This window comes from Streptomyces sp. NPDC104761 (genome assembly GCF_055583445.1).
Map to the genome: position 1 here is coordinate 224,770 of NZ_JBVJNZ010000003.1, position 15,601 is coordinate 240,370.

Annotated in this window: 11 protein-coding genes; 7 read left to right on the forward strand and 4 right to left on the reverse strand. The window is 70.4% G+C overall.

Annotation, left to right across the window (positions count from 1 at the left end; all coding sequences use genetic code 11):
• Positions 1 to 91: 91 nt before the first annotated feature.
• The gene (locus ACZ63F_RS10775; protein WP_469710114.1) at positions 92 to 3,208 is read left to right on the forward strand and encodes an efflux RND transporter permease subunit; all 3,117 of its coding nucleotides are present in this window, start codon (positions 92 to 94) and stop codon (positions 3,206 to 3,208) included.
• Positions 3,209 to 3,322: 114 nt separating this feature from the next.
• Entirely contained in the window at positions 3,323 to 5,557 is a 2,235-nt protein-coding gene (locus ACZ63F_RS10780) for a protein kinase domain-containing protein (protein WP_469710115.1), read from the forward strand.
• Between the two features lie 16 nt (positions 5,558 to 5,573).
• On the opposite strand, the gene nadA is transcribed toward ACZ63F_RS10780, so the two are convergent.
• A complete protein-coding gene (nadA, locus tag ACZ63F_RS10785; protein ID WP_469710116.1) occupies positions 5,574 to 6,758 on the reverse strand; it encodes a quinolinate synthase NadA in 1,185 nt (394 codons plus the stop codon).
• Between the two features lie 323 nt (positions 6,759 to 7,081).
• On the opposite strand from nadA, the gene ACZ63F_RS10790 reads away from it, so the two are divergent.
• Positions 7,082 to 7,438 (forward strand): iron-sulfur cluster assembly accessory protein, encoded by a 357-nt coding sequence (locus ACZ63F_RS10790; protein WP_030951236.1) that lies wholly within the window; start codon positions 7,082 to 7,084, stop codon positions 7,436 to 7,438.
• Positions 7,439 to 7,508: 70 nt separating this feature from the next.
• Here ACZ63F_RS10790 and ACZ63F_RS10795 read toward each other — a convergent pair whose 3' ends face one another.
• Both ACZ63F_RS10795 and ACZ63F_RS10800 read right to left on the reverse strand, forming a co-directional pair.
• On the reverse strand, positions 7,509 to 9,263 hold the full coding sequence (locus ACZ63F_RS10795) for a hypothetical protein (RefSeq protein ID WP_469710117.1): 1,755 nt from the start codon (positions 9,261 to 9,263) through the stop codon (positions 7,509 to 7,511).
• A gap of 104 nt (positions 9,264 to 9,367) precedes the next feature.
• Positions 9,368 to 9,577, reverse strand: a complete 210-nt coding sequence (locus ACZ63F_RS10800) for a hypothetical protein (RefSeq protein ID WP_469710118.1) — start codon at positions 9,575 to 9,577, stop codon at positions 9,368 to 9,370.
• A gap of 133 nt (positions 9,578 to 9,710) precedes the next feature.
• Between ACZ63F_RS10800 and ACZ63F_RS10805 the strand changes: the two genes are divergently transcribed.
• Positions 9,711 to 10,685 (forward strand): carbohydrate kinase family protein, encoded by a 975-nt coding sequence (locus ACZ63F_RS10805; RefSeq protein WP_351954535.1) that lies wholly within the window; start codon positions 9,711 to 9,713, stop codon positions 10,683 to 10,685.
• Positions 10,686 to 10,742: 57 nt separating this feature from the next.
• Here ACZ63F_RS10805 and ACZ63F_RS10810 read toward each other — a convergent pair whose 3' ends face one another.
• Positions 10,743 to 12,119: an aminotransferase class V-fold PLP-dependent enzyme gene (locus tag ACZ63F_RS10810; protein WP_469710119.1), complete on the reverse strand. Its 1,377-nt coding sequence runs from the start codon at positions 12,117 to 12,119 to the stop codon at positions 10,743 to 10,745.
• Between the two features lie 325 nt (positions 12,120 to 12,444).
• Here ACZ63F_RS10810 and ctaC point away from each other — a divergent pair, with 325 nt between their 5' ends.
• The 3 genes from ctaC to ACZ63F_RS10825 are packed head-to-tail and all read left to right on the forward strand — an operon-like array spanning position 12,445 to position 15,532.
• On the forward strand, positions 12,445 to 13,407 hold the full coding sequence (ctaC, locus tag ACZ63F_RS10815) for an aa3-type cytochrome oxidase subunit II (protein ID WP_469710120.1): 963 nt from the start codon (positions 12,445 to 12,447) through the stop codon (positions 13,405 to 13,407).
• Positions 13,404 to 15,137 carry an aa3-type cytochrome oxidase subunit I gene (gene ctaD, locus ACZ63F_RS10820; protein ID WP_093503956.1) on the forward strand — a complete coding sequence of 578 codons (1,734 nt, stop codon included), beginning with the start codon at positions 13,404 to 13,406 and terminating at the stop codon, positions 15,135 to 15,137. The genes ctaC and ctaD overlap by 4 nt, the downstream gene beginning before the upstream one ends.
• On the forward strand, positions 15,134 to 15,532 hold the full coding sequence (locus tag ACZ63F_RS10825; protein ID WP_469710121.1) for a cytochrome c oxidase subunit 4: 399 nt from the start codon (positions 15,134 to 15,136) through the stop codon (positions 15,530 to 15,532). Before ctaD ends, ACZ63F_RS10825 begins: the two co-directional genes overlap by 4 nt.
• The last annotated feature ends 69 nt before the right edge of the window (positions 15,533 to 15,601 follow it).

The window sequence follows — 15,601 nt, forward strand, 5'->3', positions numbered from 1 at the left end:
GCGCCCCCTGTGCCGTTCGTCCGCCGCTCACAGCAGCCTCCGCCCACAGCGGCACCGCTCACAGCAGCTCACCGAAAAGAGACCCTGACCCATGTCCTGGCTGTCCAGGTTCAGCCTCGCGCAGCGGGCCCTGATAGGCCTCATCTCCCTGATCGCGCTCGTCTTCGGGGCGATCGCCATCCCCCAGATCAAGCAGCAGCTGCTGCCGACCATCTCCCTGCCCATGGTGTCGGTCATCGCCCCGTACCAGGGCGCCTCGCCGGACGTCGTCGAGAAGCAGGTCGTCGAGCCGATCGAGAACAACCTCGAAGGCGTCGACGGCGTCACCGGCGTCACCTCCACCGCGAGCGAGGGCAACGCCGTGATCATGGCGTCCTTCGACTACGGCAACGACACCAAGCAGCTGGTGGCCGACGTGCAGCTGGCCGTCAACCGCGCCCAGCTGCCGCAGGACGTCGACCCGCAGGTCATCTCCGGCTCCACGGACGACATGCCGACCGTGGTCCTCGCCGTCACCTCCGACAAGGACCAGCAGGCCCTCGCCGACCAGCTCGACAAGACGGTCGTCCCGGCCCTCAAGGACGTCGACGGCGTCGGCCGCGTCCAGGTCACCGGCGTCCGGGAGCTCCAGGTCGACGTCACCCCCGACGAGGCCGGCCTGGCGAAGGCCGGTCTCACCTCCGCCGCCCTCGCCCAGTCGCTCCAGGCGGCCGGCGCGACCGTCCCGGCGGGCTCCTTCGACGAGGACGGCGCCAACCGCACCGTCCAGGTCGGCGGCGGCCTCACCTCGCTGCAGCAGATCAGGGACCTGATGGTCACCGGGCAGGGCGTGAAGAAGCCCGTGCGGCTCGGCGACGTGGCCACGGTGAAGGAAGAGGAGGCCCCGGCCGACTCCCTCACCCGCACCGACGGCCGGCCCAGCCTCGCCGTCAACGTCACCATGGACCACGACGGCAGCGCGGTCTCCATCTCGAACGCGGTCAAGGACAAGCTGCCGAAGCTGCGCCGGGACCTCGGCTCCGGCGCCACCCTCACCGTCGTCAGCGACCAGGGCCCGGCGGTCTCCAAGTCCATCAAGGGCCTGACCACCGAGGGCGCCCTCGGCCTGCTCTTCGCGGTCCTCGTCATCCTGGTCTTCCTGGCCTCGGTCCGCTCGACGCTCGTGACGGCGGTGTCCATCCCGCTGTCCGTGGTCCTCACGCTGATCGTGCTGTGGACCCGCGGCCTCTCCCTGAACATGCTGACCCTGGGCGCGCTCACCATCGCGATCGGCCGGGTCGTCGACGACTCGATCGTGGTCCTGGAGAACATCAAGCGTCACCTCGGCTACGGCGAGGAACGCAAGGCCGCCATCCTCGGCGCGGTCCGCGAGGTGGCCGGCGCGGTCACCTCCTCCACCCTCACCACGGTCGCCGTCTTCCTCCCGATCGGTCTGGTCGGCGGCATGGTGGGCCAGCTGTTCGGCCCCTTCAGCCTCACGGTCACCGCGGCCCTGCTGGCATCCCTCCTGGTCTCCCTGACGGTCGTACCCGTCCTCTCGTACTGGTTCCTGCGCGCCCCGAAGAGCACCCCCGAGGACGCCGAGGAGGCCCGCCGCAAGGCCGAGGAGAAGGAGGCGAACAGCCGCCTGCAGCGCCTGTACGTCCCCGTCCTGCGCTTCGCGACCCGGCGCCGCCTCACCAGCGTGCTGATCGCGATCGTCGTCCTGGTCGTCACGTTCGGCATGTCCGGGCTGCTGAAGACCAACTTCTTCGACCAGGGCGACCAGGAGGTCCTCACCGTCAAGCAGGAGCTGAAGCCCGGCACCAGCCTGGCGGCGACCGACGTACAGGCGAAGAAGGTCGAGAAGCTGCTCGCCTCGATCGACGGCGTCAAGGACTACCAGGTCACCGTCGGCTCGTCCGGGTTCATGGCGGCCTTCGGCGGCGGCACCGACACCAACCAGGCGTCGTACTCGGTGATGCTGGACGACGCGAAGTCGTACGACCGGGTGCAGAAAGCCATCGAGGACGGCCTGCACAAGCTGCCCGGCATCGGCACGACCACGGTGTCGGCCGGTGACGGCTTCGGCAGCCAGGACCTGAGCGTCGTCGTGAAGGCGGCCGACGGTGACGTGCTGCGCAAGGCCTCCGAGCAGGTCCGGGCCACGGTCGCGAAGCTGGACGACGTCACCGACGTCACGAGCGACCTGGCGCAGAGCGTGCCGCGCATCTCGGTGAAGGCCAACTCCAGGGCCGCGGCCGCCGGTTTCGACGACCAGTCGCTGGGCGCCGCCGTCACCCAGGCGGTGAAGGGCACCACGGCCGCGAAGGCGACCCTCGACGACACCGAGCGGGACGTCGTCGTGAAGTCCGCGAAGCCGGCCGAGACCCTGGCCCAGCTGCGCGCGCTCAGGCTGGGCCCGGTGAAGCTGGGCGACATCGCCACCGTGAAGCTGGTGGACGCGCCGGTGTCCATGACCCGGATCGACGGCCAGCGCGCCGCTACCATCAGCGCCAAGCCCACCGGTGACAACACCGGTGCGGTCAGCACCCAACTCCAGTCCAGGATCAAGGCGTTGAAGCTGCCCGCGGGTGCGACGGCCTCGATCGGCGGCGTCACCTCGGACCAGGACAGCGCGTTCAGGAACCTGGGCCTGGCGATGCTCGCGGCGATCGCGATCGTCTTCATGCTGCTGGTCGCGACCTTCCGGTCCCTGGTCCAGCCGCTGATCCTGCTGGTGTCCATCCCGTTCGCCGCGACCGGCGCGCTCGGCCTGCTGGTCGTCACCGGCACCCCGATGGGCGTCCCCGCGATGATCGGCATGCTGATGCTGATCGGCATCGTGGTGACGAACGCGATCGTCCTGATCGACCTCGTCAACCAGTACCGCGGCCAGGGGTACGGCGTCGTCGAGGCCGTGATCGAGGGCGGCCGGCACCGGCTGCGCCCGATCCTCATGACGGCCCTGGCGACGATCTTCGCCCTCCTCCCGATGGCGCTCGGCGTCACCGGCGAGGGCGGGTTCATCGCCCAGCCGCTCGCGGTGGTCGTGATCGGCGGCCTGATCAGCTCCACGCTGCTCACCCTGCTGCTCGTGCCGACGCTGTACGCGATGGTCGAACTCCGCAAGGAGCGCCGGGCCGGGAAGCGGGCCGCGAAGAAGGGCCGGGGGAACGCGGAGTCGTCCGCCCCCGTGGCCGAGGAGCCGCAGCCCGCGGCCGTGTGACGGTCCCGCGAACGGCGGCCGGTTTCCGCAGCACCACCGGGAACCGGCCGCCCGCGTGTACCGGTTCCGTATGCTGGCGCCGCGAACTGCACGGCGGGGAAGGGGAGTTTCGGCGTGCCGCTGCACAAGGACGACCCACGGTCCCTCGGCGGGTACAAGCTCGCCGACCGGCTGGGGGCCGGCGGGATGGGCATCGTCTACCGGGGCCGGTCGCGCTCCGGGCGCGAGGTCGCCGTCAAGGTGGTGCACGCCCAGTACGCCGAGGACCCCGTCTTCCGCGCGCGGTTCCGGCAGGAGATCGAGGCCGCCCGCCGGGTCAGCGGCGCCTTCACGGCCCCCGTCCTGGACGCCGACCCGGACGCGCCGGCGCCCTGGATGGCCACCCAGTACGTGCCAGGGCCCTCCCTCGCCGCCCGCATCAGGGCCCACGGCGCGCTCCGCGTCACCGAGTTGCGGCCGCTGGCCCTCGGCCTGGTGGAGGCGCTGCGGGACATCCACCGGGCGGGGATGGTGCACCGCGACCTGAAACCGGCCAACGTCCTGATGGCCGAGGACGGGCCCCGCGTCATCGACTTCGGCATCTCCCGGGCCGCCGAGAACCACAACACCCTCACCGAGACCGGGCAGATGGTCGGCACGCCGCCCTTCATGTCTCCGGAGCAGTTCACCGACGCCCGTACCGTCGGCCCCGCCTCCGACGTCTTCTCGCTCGGCGCGCTCCTGGTGTACTGCGTCACCGGGCGCGGCCCCTTCGACGCCGACAGCCCCTACCTCACCGGCTATCGGGTGGTCCACAACGAGCCCGTCCTGGACGGCGTCACCGGCCCGCTGCGCGCGGTCCTGGAGCGCTGCCTGGCCAAGGACCCCGACGCCCGGCCCTCACTCGACGAACTGGCCCGCCAGTTCGGTGCGGCCCTGCCGGAGCCGTCCGCCGCCGAACCGGGGACCATGACCCTGCGCCTGCCGGCCACGCACCCCGGCCGCCACGCCCAGGCCGCCGACGCCGCCACCCCGCCGGTCACCGGCCGCCGCCCCCGCCGCCGCACCCCTCGCGTGCTGCTCGCCGCAGCCGCGGTGACCGCCGTGGCCCTGACCGGCTACTTCCTGCTGCAGGGCCCCGGGAACAGCAACGGCGAGGCGAGCACCAGCTCCTCCGCGTCCGCCGGCTCCCGCTGGGGCGCCCTCCCCGCCGGCTGGAGGCCCTGGCAGACAACGGTGTCCGCGACCGCCGGGCAAGGCGTGAAGAAGGCACCCGGCTACGAGGGCGACACCTCACCCACGTGTGTCTCGGACGGCTCCTCCGTCTACTGCGGCGGCACCGCTCTCCTCCCGACCCGGGTCGACGCCACCACCGGCCGGACCCTCTGGCGGTCCGGCATAGCGCCCGCGGGCGTACCGGCCGACCGCTACATCACGACCGTCCTCGGGGTGGACGACGGACTGGTCCTCGTAGAACTCCAGATCACCGACGAGAACGGCGCGGGGAAAGCCCAGTCCGTCATGGCGCTCGACGGCAAGGACGGCAGCAGGCGCTGGTCCCACGCGGTCCGCACCGACAGCCTGGGGTCGGCCTACGGCGCCGGGGTGACCCTGACCCAGGAGGGCGACGGCAGCACGTTCACCGTCCGCTCGGCGCGCGACGGCAGCGTGCGCAGCACCGTCCCGGTGCCCCGCGGCTGGCTCTGCTCGATGCTCTCCGCCGGAGACTTCCCCTACGTGGACTGCGGCGACCAGACGGACGGCTCCCACGCCACGAGGTTCTACGTCGTCCACCCCGCCGACGGCTCGGTGCGCACCCTGGACTCGCCCGCCCAGACGGCCAGTTTCGTCGGCACCCTCTCCGGCCGGCTGCTCTTCCTGGAGTCGGACGACCAGGACGTCGAGAACGGCCCCGACCTGATCTACCACCGCATCGTGCGCGTCGACCCCGGCACCGGGAAGCGCACCCTGACCCCGCTGCCCGAGAAGTACCGGGGCGGGCTGCCCACCCTGGCCCACGGCACGCTCTACCTCGCCACCTCCAGCGGCCTGGTCACCGCGTTCTCGCCCACGACCGGGGCCCGGCTGTGGGAGAGCCACACGACCCTGGAGTCGCCGGGCCAGGCCTCGGTGGACGCCAAGGGGCGCACGGTCTACATGGCGGGCATGAGCGGACGGGTGGTCGCGCTCGACGCGGCGAAGGGGACCGTCCTGTGGGAGTCCTCCGCCCGCGCCGAGGTGCTCGGCAACAGCGGCCTGCTGCCCACGGTCTGGTTCAACCGGGGCGCGCTGGTCCTCTCGACCTCCGACGGCACGATCTTCACCCTCGACCCCGCGCACCCCGAGCGCAAACCCGTCGGCCCGGGGTGACACGGGCGCCGTACGGCTACGGCAGCGCCAGCATCCGCTCCAGGGCCAGCTTGGCGAACGCCTCGGTCTCCTTGTCGACCTCGATCCGGTTGACCAGGTTGCCCTCGGCCAGCGACTCCAGGGTCCAGACCAGGTGAGGGAGGTCGATGCGGTTCATGGTGGAGCAGAAGCAGACCGTCCTGTCGAGGAAGACGATCTCCTTGCCCTCGGGCGCGAAACGGTTCGCCAGGCGGCGGACCAGGTTCAGCTCCGTGCCGATGGCCCACTTGGAGCCGGCCGGCGCGGCCTCCAGGGCCTTGATGATGTACTCCGTCGAGCCGACGTAGTCGGCGGCGGCCACGACCTCGTGCCTGCACTCGGGGTGGACGAGGACGTTCACGCCCGGGATGCGCTCGCGCACGTCGTTGACGGAGTCCAGGCTGAAGCGGCCGTGCACCGAGCAGTGGCCGCGCCACAGGATCATCTTCGCGTCGCGCAACTGGCCGGCCGTGAGGCCGCCGTTCGGCTTGTGCGGGTTGTAGACCACGCAGTCGTCCAGGGACATGCCCATGTCCCGGACGGCCGTGTTGCGGCCGAGGTGCTGGTCGGGGAGGAAGAGAACCTTCTCGCCCTGCTCGAAGGCCCACTCCAGCGCGCGCTGCGCGTTCGACGAGGTGCAGATGGTGCCGCCGTGCTTGCCCGTGAACGCCTTGATGTCCGCGGACGAGTTCATGTACGAGACGGGGACCACCTGCTCGGCTATCCCGGCCTCGGTCAGCACGTCCCAGCACTCGGCGACCTGCTCGGCCGTCGCCATGTCGGCCATGGAGCAGCCGGCCGCGAGGTCGGGAAGGACCACCTTCTGGTCGTCCGAGGTCAGGATGTCGGCGGACTCGGCCATGAAGTGCACACCGCAGAACACGATGTACTCGGCCTCCGGGCGGGCCGCGGCGTCCCGGGCCAGCTTGAAGGAGTCGCCCGTGACATCGGCGAACTGGATGACCTCGTCGCGCTGGTAGTGGTGGCCGAGGACGAAGACCTTGTCGCCGAGCTTCTCCTTGGCCGCGCGGGCGCGCGCGACCAGGTCCGGGTCGGACGGCGAGGGCAGGTCGCCGGGACACTCGACACCCCGCTCGCTCTTCGGGTCGGCCTCACGGCCGAGCAGCAGCAGGGCGAGCGGAGTCGGCTGTACGTCGAGCTCCGTGGTCTGGGCGGTGGTCACGGCACGCACCCTTTCTACTTTTCGTCGTTCTGACGTTATCTATCATAACCGCTTCACGTCACTTTGACGATGGCCATAGCGTCGATGTGACATCAATCCCGGCGCCGAACGGGAGGGTGACCGCCAGGTGGACGCCGGGTGGTCGCCGTGTGCGCAGGTCGCCGTGGGTGGCCACGGCGACTGCTGTGCGTCACTTCGGGCATGTGCGAGCATGAAGACGTAGGAAAAACGCGAGAACGCGCACGCCGGCCCGGAATGAATCAGCGGACCCGCCGGTTGCACTCGTCGGCAAGCAGTCTCCGTACAACCCGGGAGAGATGTAGATGTCCGTATCGGACGAGACCAGCACCGCCACCGACGGCATCATCCTGAGCGACGCCGCCGCGGCCAAGGTCAAGGCCCTGCTCGACCAGGAAGGCCGTGACGACCTCGCCCTGCGCGTCGCCGTCCAGCCCGGTGGCTGCTCCGGCCTGCGCTACCAGCTCTTCTTCGACGAGCGTTCCCTCGACGGCGACGTCGTGAAGGACTTCGGCGGCGTCAAGGTCGTCACCGACCGCATGAGCGCCCCGTACCTGGGCGGCGCGTCGATCGACTTCGTCGACACCATCGAGAAGCAGGGCTTCACGATCGACAACCCGAACGCGACCGGCTCCTGCGCCTGCGGCGACTCCTTCAGCTGAACCGAAGGGCACACGGCAGGAAGGCGGCGGCCCCTCGTGGTGAGGGGCCGCCGCCTTCGTGTGTGCGTGCTCAGCCCGCCTGGGGGTTCAGCGTCGTCGCCTTCTCCTTCGGGACGGCGGCGCCGTCGATGCCGACCACCTTCCGGCCGTCGAGCGGCGCGTCGAGGCGGATCGTCTGGTGGTACTGCTTGGCGATCATGACGCAGATCTTGTCCGGCCAGGGCGTCGCGGTCACCTTCACCACCACCTGCTCCGCACCCTCGTCCGCCGTGGCCTTGTAGTCGGCGCACACCCCGCCGGTGAAGGCGACGGTCAGCTCACGGCCGTCCGCCGTGTAGCCGTCCACCTTCACGTTCTTCGTGGCACCCGGGGACGGGCTGGGGCTCGCCGAGGCGGAGGCCAGGTACGTCGGGTCCACCGCCGGACGGGTCACGGTGTACGAGTCCGCCGCCCCGCGCACCTGGAACAGCCAGGACGGCACCAGCGCCTGCCGTCCGGCGACGGACTGCGCGGCCAGCCCGAACACCGCCTTCTCGACCACGGCCGAGGTCGCGGCCGACGCCGACGCCGACGCCGACGCGGACGCGGACGACGCACCGCACGGCTGCTCCAGCCGGTCCTTCAGCGGTACGGGACTGGCGCAGCCGCCGATGCCCATCCGGTGGTCGGAGCGCGGCGCCGCGTTCATCAGCTCCAGCGTCTTCGCGGCGCTGAGCACCGGATACGTGGCGCCCTTCGCGGGCGTCGCGAGCATCCCGTTGCCGCCGACCACCTCACCCTGCCTGCTCACGGTCAGCCCGGTCGTCCAGCCGTACGTCGGCAGCCCGCCGACCACCGGATCGGCGTTCACCACCCGCTGGGCGCCCATCACCTCGCTCGCGTCGAGCTTGGCCTCGTCCTGGCCGAGAGCCTTCAGCACCGGCGCCGCCGCCCGCTCGGCGGCGCCGACGCTCACCGGGTCACCGGCCGGTGCCGCCGGGTCCTGGGTGCACACCAGACCGCGCTTGCAGTTGTCGGTGCCCGGGGCGTAGCGGCTGTACGTCCAGATGCCGGGGGCCGTCCGGTTCACCTGGAGGCTCCCGCCCGAGCCGTCGTTGTCGGTGCCCACCTTCCAGACCTGGCCCTCGGCGACCGGGGCGCCCTCGATCCCGAGCGCCTTCGCCAGCGCGGCGACCCGGTCCTTGGAGACCTCGCCGGAGGGCTGGTACACGGCGGCCGAGCCGGGGCCGGCGGGGAGCGTGCCGCTCGCCTTGTACGTCACCCCGTACGGGTTGGGCTCGCCCGGGGCTATCCCGTTGCCGCCGCCGGAGGAGTAGCCGTCCAGGGCGAGGGGCGGGGGAGTGGCACCGCCGGACGCGCCCGAGGCCGTACCGCCGTCGGAGCCCGAGCCGGTGTTCGCGGCGAGGTAGGCACTGCCGCCGCCGACCAGGAGCACGGCGGCGGCCACGGAAACGATGACGAGGGCGGGGGAGCGGCGGCGGGGGGCGGGGGCATCGGCATCGGTGCCGGCGTCGGCGGGGGCACCGGCCCCGGTACCCGCTTCGGCTTCGGCCCCGGGGGTCTCGGGAGCCTCCTCCGGCTCCGGAACCTGCGCCGCGGCGCCCCCGGTGGACTCACCGGACTCCGCGGTGACCTGCGCGGGGGCATCGGCATCGGCATCGGCGCCGGAATCGGCATCGGCATCGGTATCGGAGTCGGTATCGGCGTCGGCGGCCACCTCGGGCTCGGCAGCCTTCGGCGACTCCGTGGCCTGCCGGGCCTCGGGGGACTCCCCGGTGCCGCCCGCGGCCGCGTCGTCGTCGCTCTCGGGTCGCTCGCTCTTCACCGCATCGCTCCTTGCCGTGTCGTATCCCGCCTCCCCTTCACGGGGGACGGCGATGGGACGCGGGAGGGGAGCGCGCGGTTCCCGGGGAACGCGCCGGGCGGAACTCAGTCGCCGTAGTCGGACATCGCGTCCAGGAGTCTGGCGGACTTCTTCGGCACGGTCACCCCGTGGATGAGTGAAGGCGGCACCGGCCGGGCATCGCTGTGATCGGGAACAGCCCAGTGCGGAGCCATCCGGGCGCAGTCCCCGCGCAGCGACGCGAGGTCGCCGTCGAGGTCGGCCGGAGCGGGGGTGTGGACCTTGAGGTTCGTCATGACGGAACGGTAAGCACGCCGTGGGCCGCGAAGAAAGATCTACTATCGGGTAGTTTTGGCACCTTCAGGGCGCCCATGCGGACCCGGTAGCGTTAACTGTCAATAACGCCTCCCCCTCAGGAGAGTCCCAGCCGTGCGCATCGCAGTCACCGGCTCCATCGCCACCGACCACCTCATGACGTTCCCCGGCCGCTTCGCGGACCAGCTGGTCGCGGACCAGCTGCACACGGTCTCGCTGTCCTTCCTGGTCGACAACCTGGACGTGCGGCGCGGTGGCGTCGGCGCGAACATCGCGTTCGGCATGGGACAGCTCGGCACCCGGCCGATCCTGGTCGGCGCGGCGGGCTTCGACTTCGACGAGTACCGGGCCTGGCTCGACCGGCACGGCGTCGACACGGACTCCGTCCGCATCTCCGAGACCCTGCACACCGCGCGTTTCGTGTGCACGACCGACGCCGACCACAACCAGATCGGCTCCTTCTACACGGGCGCGATGAGCGAGGCCCGCCTGATCGAGCTCAAGACCGTGGCCGACCGGGTCGGCGGACTCGACCTGGTCCTGATCGGCGCGGACGACCCGGAGGGCATGCTCCGCCACACGGAGGAGTGCCGGACCCGGTCCATCCCCTTCGCCGCCGACTTCTCCCAGCAGATCGCCCGGATGAACGGCGACGAGATCGGGATACTGCTGGAGGGTGCGACGTACCTCTTCTCCAACGAGTACGAGAAGGGGCTCATCGAGACGAAGACCGGCTGGAGCGACGAGGAGATCCTCGCGAAGGTCGGCCACCGGGTCACGACGCTGGGTGCGCGCGGCGTCCGTATCGAGCGGGTGGGCGAGGACCCGATCGAGGTCGGCTGCCCCGACGAGGAGCGCAAGGCCGACCCGACGGGCGTCGGTGACGCGTTCCGCGCAGGGTTCCTCTCCGGCCTCGCGTGGGGGGTCTCGCTGGAGCGGGCGGCCCAGGTGGGCTGCATGCTGGCGACGCTCGTCATCGAGACGGTGGGCACGCAGGAGTACCAGCTGCGCCGGGGCCACTTCATGGAGCGGTTCACCAAGGCGTACGGGGACGAGGCGGCCGAGGAAGTCCGGGGTCACCTGGTCTGAGGTCCGGCCGCGGGCGCGTGGGGGCTGGTCGCGCAGTCCCCCGCGCCCCTGAGCAGGTCAGCTGATCCGGCGGACCAAGTACGCCGTTCCCTTCTCCGCCTTCTCCTCACCCACGTACTCCTGGCCGCGCATCTCGCACCAGGCCGGGATGTCCAGTCGTGCCGCCTCGTCGTCGGACAGCACCCGCACCCTGCCGCCCACCGGCACGGTCCCGATGACCTTCGCCAGTTCGATGACGGGGATCGGGCAGCGCTTGCCGAGGGCGTCCACGACGAGTACGTCCTCCTGGACGGCCGCCGACGGCGCAGGCGCTCCCAGCTTCTCCCGTACCCCGGCCACCACCCCCGGCAGCACCTCCAGGAACCGCTCCACGTCCCCCTCGGCCGCTCCCGCCGGCAGCGACACCCGCACGTTCCCCTCACTCAGTACGCCCATCGCCTTGAGCACATGGCTCGGCGTCAGCGTGCTGCTCGTGCAGGACGACCCCGAGGACACCGAAAAGCCCTCCCGGTCCAGCTCGTGCAGCAATGTCTCTCCATCGACATAGAGACAGGAGAAGGTGACGACCCCGGGCAGCCGCCGCTCCGCGTCGCCCACCACCTCCACGTCCGGCACCAACTCCGGTACCCGCGCCCGGATCCGTGCCGTCAGCTCCCGCAGCCGTTCGGCCTCCCGCTCGGCCTCCGCCCGCACGGCCCGCAGCGAGGCGGCCGCCGCGACGACCGCCGGCAGGTTCTCGAAGCCGGGCGCCCGCCCCGACTCCCGCTCGTCCGAGGCCCCTTGGACGGCGAACCGCACCCCCTTGCGCACGACCAGCAGACCGACCCCGCTCGGCCCGCCCCATTTGTGCGCACTCGCCGTCAGCAGCGACCAGTCGCCCGCCACCCGCTCCCACCCCAGCGACTGCGCCGCGTCCACCAGCAACGGCACCCCGGCCGCCCGGCACACCTCGGCCACCGCCGCCACCGGCTGTACGGTCCCCACCTCGTGGTTGGCCGACTGGAGGCAGGCGAGCGCGGTGTCGGGCCGGACAGCGGCCTCGTAGGAGCCGGCGTCCACTGCTCCCGTCCGCGCCACCGGCACCCGGGTCACCTGTCCACCCTCCGCCTCGAACACCTCGGCCGAATGGAGCACCGAGGAGTGTTCGACGGCTGACACGATCAGGTGACGTCCGACGCGACGACGACCGGCCAACGCCCCGGCGACGCCCGTATGGACGGCCCGGGTGCCCGATGGAGTGAACGTCAGCTCGTCCGGCCGGCAGCCGACGGCCTCGGCGGCCGCCTCCCGGGCGGCGTCCAGCAGCATGCGCGCCTTGCGCCCCTCGCGGTACAGCCGGGACGGATCGGCCCACCCGTCGTCCAGGGCGGCCAACAACGCCTGACGGGCGACAGGATGAAGGGGAGCGGCGGACGCGGCGTCAAAGTAGGACACGCAGCAACGTTAAAGCGTCCTCAGGGACGGCGAACCCAGGGGCGCGGGGCTGTGCCGATATGCGGCTCCGCCGCGTGGGCGCGACCGGCCCCCACGCACCCGCACCCGCAACGCAAACCCCACCAACCCGAGCTATTGGGCGCCCAATCCCACCCCAACCGAGTGACAGGCGACGCGTATGCCCCCCTCCCCGCGAACCCCCGAAGGGCGTCGGCTAGGGTTTGGTCCGCATAAACATCCAAACCCCTGCCCGACGCAGGGCGGCGACCGACCAGCGAGAAGGCCGCAGCCGACCGCGCGGGCGAGACTCTCGGGAAGGCGCTACGTGAGTCCCAACGGCTCCGACCGCTCGCCGCGGCGCCCGATGCGGCGGAAGCTGCTGCAGGCAATGACCGCGGGCCTGGTCCTGGTATCCGCTACCGGATGCACATACAAGGACTTCCCCCGCCTTGGTATGCCCACCCCGACCACGGAAGAGGCTCCGCGGATCCTCTCCCTGTGGCAGGGCTCCTGGGCCGCCGCGCTCGCCGTCGGCGTGCTGGTGTGGGGTCTGATCATCTGGAGCGCCATCTTCCACCGGCGCAGCCGCACCAAGATCGAAGTCCCGGCCCAGACCCGGTACAACATGCCGATCGAGGCCCTGTACACGGTGGTGCCGCTCATCATCGTCTCGGTGCTGTTCTACTTCACGGCGCGCGACGAGACGAAGCTGCTCAGCCTCACCGACAAGAAGCCGGACGTCACGGTCAACGTGGTCGGCTTCCAGTGGAGCTGGGGCTTCAACTACATCACGCCCGTCGCCGGTGTCACCGGCGACGCGAAGACCGACGCGAACCTGGCCGCCATCCCGGACCGGTTCAAGAAGGAATTCCCGGCCGCAGCCGGCGGTGTCTACGACGTCGGTACGCCGGGTACGAGGAACCCGCAGACCCACAACCCCGGTCCGACGCTGTGGCTCCCCAAGGGCGAGACCGTCCGCTTCGTCCTCACCTCGCGTGACGTCATCCACTCCTTCTGGGTGGTGCCGTTCCTGATGAAGATGGACGTCATCCCGGGTCACACCAACGCGTTCCAGGTGACTCCGAACCAGGAGGGCACCTTCCTCGGCAAGTGCGCCGAGCTCTGCGGCGTCGACCACTCCCGGATGCTGTTCAACGTGAAGGTCGTCTCGCCCGAGCGCTACCAGCAGCACCTCAAGGACCTCGCCAAGAAGGGGCAGACCGGTTACATTCCCGCCGGCATCGCGCAGACGAGCCACGAGAAGAACCGGGAGACGAACAACCTGTGAGCATCCTCAACGAACCCCAGGGTGCCGCGGCAGCTGAAGGCACTTACGCGGATGAGCTGCCGGTCAGGCGCAAGCAGCCCGGCAACGTGGTCATCAAGTGGCTCACCACCACCGACCACAAGACCATCGGAACGCTCTATCTGGTCACGTCGTTCGCGTTCTTCCTGATCGGCGGTGTGATGGCGCTGCTGATGCGCGCCGAGCTCGCTCGCCCCGGTCTGCAGATCATGTCGAACGAGCAGTTCAACCAGGCGTTCACGATGCACGGCACGATCATGCTGCTGATGTTCGCGACGCCGCTGTTCGCCGGCTTCACGAACTGGATCATGCCGCTGCAGATCGGCGCGCCCGACGTCGCGTTCCCGCGGCTGAACATGTTCGCCTACTGGCTCTACCTGTTCGGCTCGACCATCGCGGTCGGCGGCTTCCTCACCCCGCAGGGTGCCGCGGACTTCGGCTGGTTCGCCTACTCCCCGCTGTCGGACGCGGTCCGCTCGCCGGGCATCGGCGCCGACATGTGGATCATGGGTCTGGCCTTCTCCGGCTTCGGCACCATCCTCGGCGCGGTCAACTTCATCACCACGATCATCTGCATGCGTGCGCCGGGCATGACCATGTTCCGGATGCCGATCTTCGTGTGGAACGTGCTGCTGACCGCCGTGCTGGTCCTGCTCGCCTTCCCGGTGCTCGCCGCGGCGCTGTTCGCGCTCGAGGCGGACCGAAAATTCGGGGCACACGTATTCGATGCCGCGAACGGCGGAGCGCTGCTCTGGCAACACCTCTTCTGGTTCTTCGGCCACCCAGAGGTGTACATCATCGCGCTGCCGTTCTTCGGCATCATCTCCGAGGTCATCCCGGTCTTCTCCCGCAAGCCGATGTTCGGCTACATGGGTCTGGTGGCCGCGACCATCTCGATCGCCGGTCTGTCCGTGACGGTGTGGGCCCACCACATGTACGTCACCGGCGGTGTGCTGCTGCCGTTCTTCTCCTTCATGACCTTCCTGATCGCGGTGCCGACCGGTGTGAAGTTCTTCAACTGGATCGGCACCATGTGGAAGGGCTCGCTGTCCTTCGAGACACCGATGCTGTGGGCCACCGGCTTCCTGATCACCTTCACCTTCGGTGGTCTGACCGGTGTCATCCTGGCCTCGCCGCCGATGGACTTCCACGTCTCCGACTCGTACTTCGTGGTGGCGCACTTCCACTACGTGGTCTTCGGTACGGTCGTCTTCGCGATGTTCTCCGGCTTCCACTTCTGGTGGCCGAAGATGACCGGCAAGATGCTGGACGAGCGGCTCGGCAAGATCACCTTCTGGACGCTGTTCATCGGCTTCCACGGCACCTTCCTGGTCCAGCACTGGCTCGGTGCCGAGGGCATGCCCCGGCGGTACGCCGACTACCTGGCGGCCGACGGCTTCACCACCCTGAACACGATCTCGTCGATCAGCTCCTTCCTGCTCGGCCTGTCGATCCTGCCGTTCCTCTACAACGTGTGGAAGACGGCCAAGTACGGCAAGCCGGTCGGCGTCGACGACCCGTGGGGCTACGGCCGTTCGCTGGAGTGGGCGACCTCCTGCCCGCCGCCGCGGCACAACTTCGTCACCCTGCCGCGGATCCGCAGCGAATCGCCGGCGTTCGACCTGCACCACCCTGAGATCGCCGCCCTGGAGCAGCTGGAGCACGGCCAGGCCGTCGCCGCTGTCGCGGGCAGCAAGGAGGCCGGCAAGTGAAGATCCAGGGCCGCATGTTCGTGTGGCTGAGTGTCTTCGTCCTCGTCATCGCGATCGTCTATGGCGTGTGGTCGAAGGAACCGGCCGGTACCACGGCGCTCTTCCTGGCCTTCGGCCTGTGCATCATGATCGGCTTCTACCTGGGCTTCACCGCCTCGCGCGTCGACGCGGGCGCCCAGGACAACAAGGAGGCCGACGTCGCGGACGAGGCCGGCGAGATCGGCTTCTTCAGCCCGCACAGCTGGCAGCCGCTCGCCCTGGGCGTCGGTGGCGCGCTGGCCTTCCTCGGTGTTGCCGTCGGCTGGTGGCTGCTGTACTTCTCGGCACCCATCATCATGCTCGGCCTCTTCGGCTGGGTGTTCGAGTACTACCGCGGTGAGAACCGCACCCAGTAAGCGCGCGCCGCACCCAACGGGAGCCCGGACCCTCCGTCAGGAGGGCCCGGGCTCCCGTCGTTTCCGGCC

What these genes read in the sequence shown, in the direction of transcription:
- ACZ63F_RS10775 (WP_469710114.1), top strand. Translation starts at nt 92, where the DNA reads ATGTCCTGGCTGTCCAGGTTCAGCCTCGCGCAGCGGGCCCTGATAGGC.
- ACZ63F_RS10790 (WP_030951236.1), top strand. Translation starts at nt 7,082, where the DNA reads ATGTCCGTATCGGACGAGACCAGCACCGCCACCGACGGCATCATCCTG.
- ACZ63F_RS10800 (WP_469710118.1), bottom strand. Translation starts at nt 9,577, where the DNA reads ATGACGAACCTCAAGGTCCACACCCCCGCTCCGGCCGACCTCGACGGC.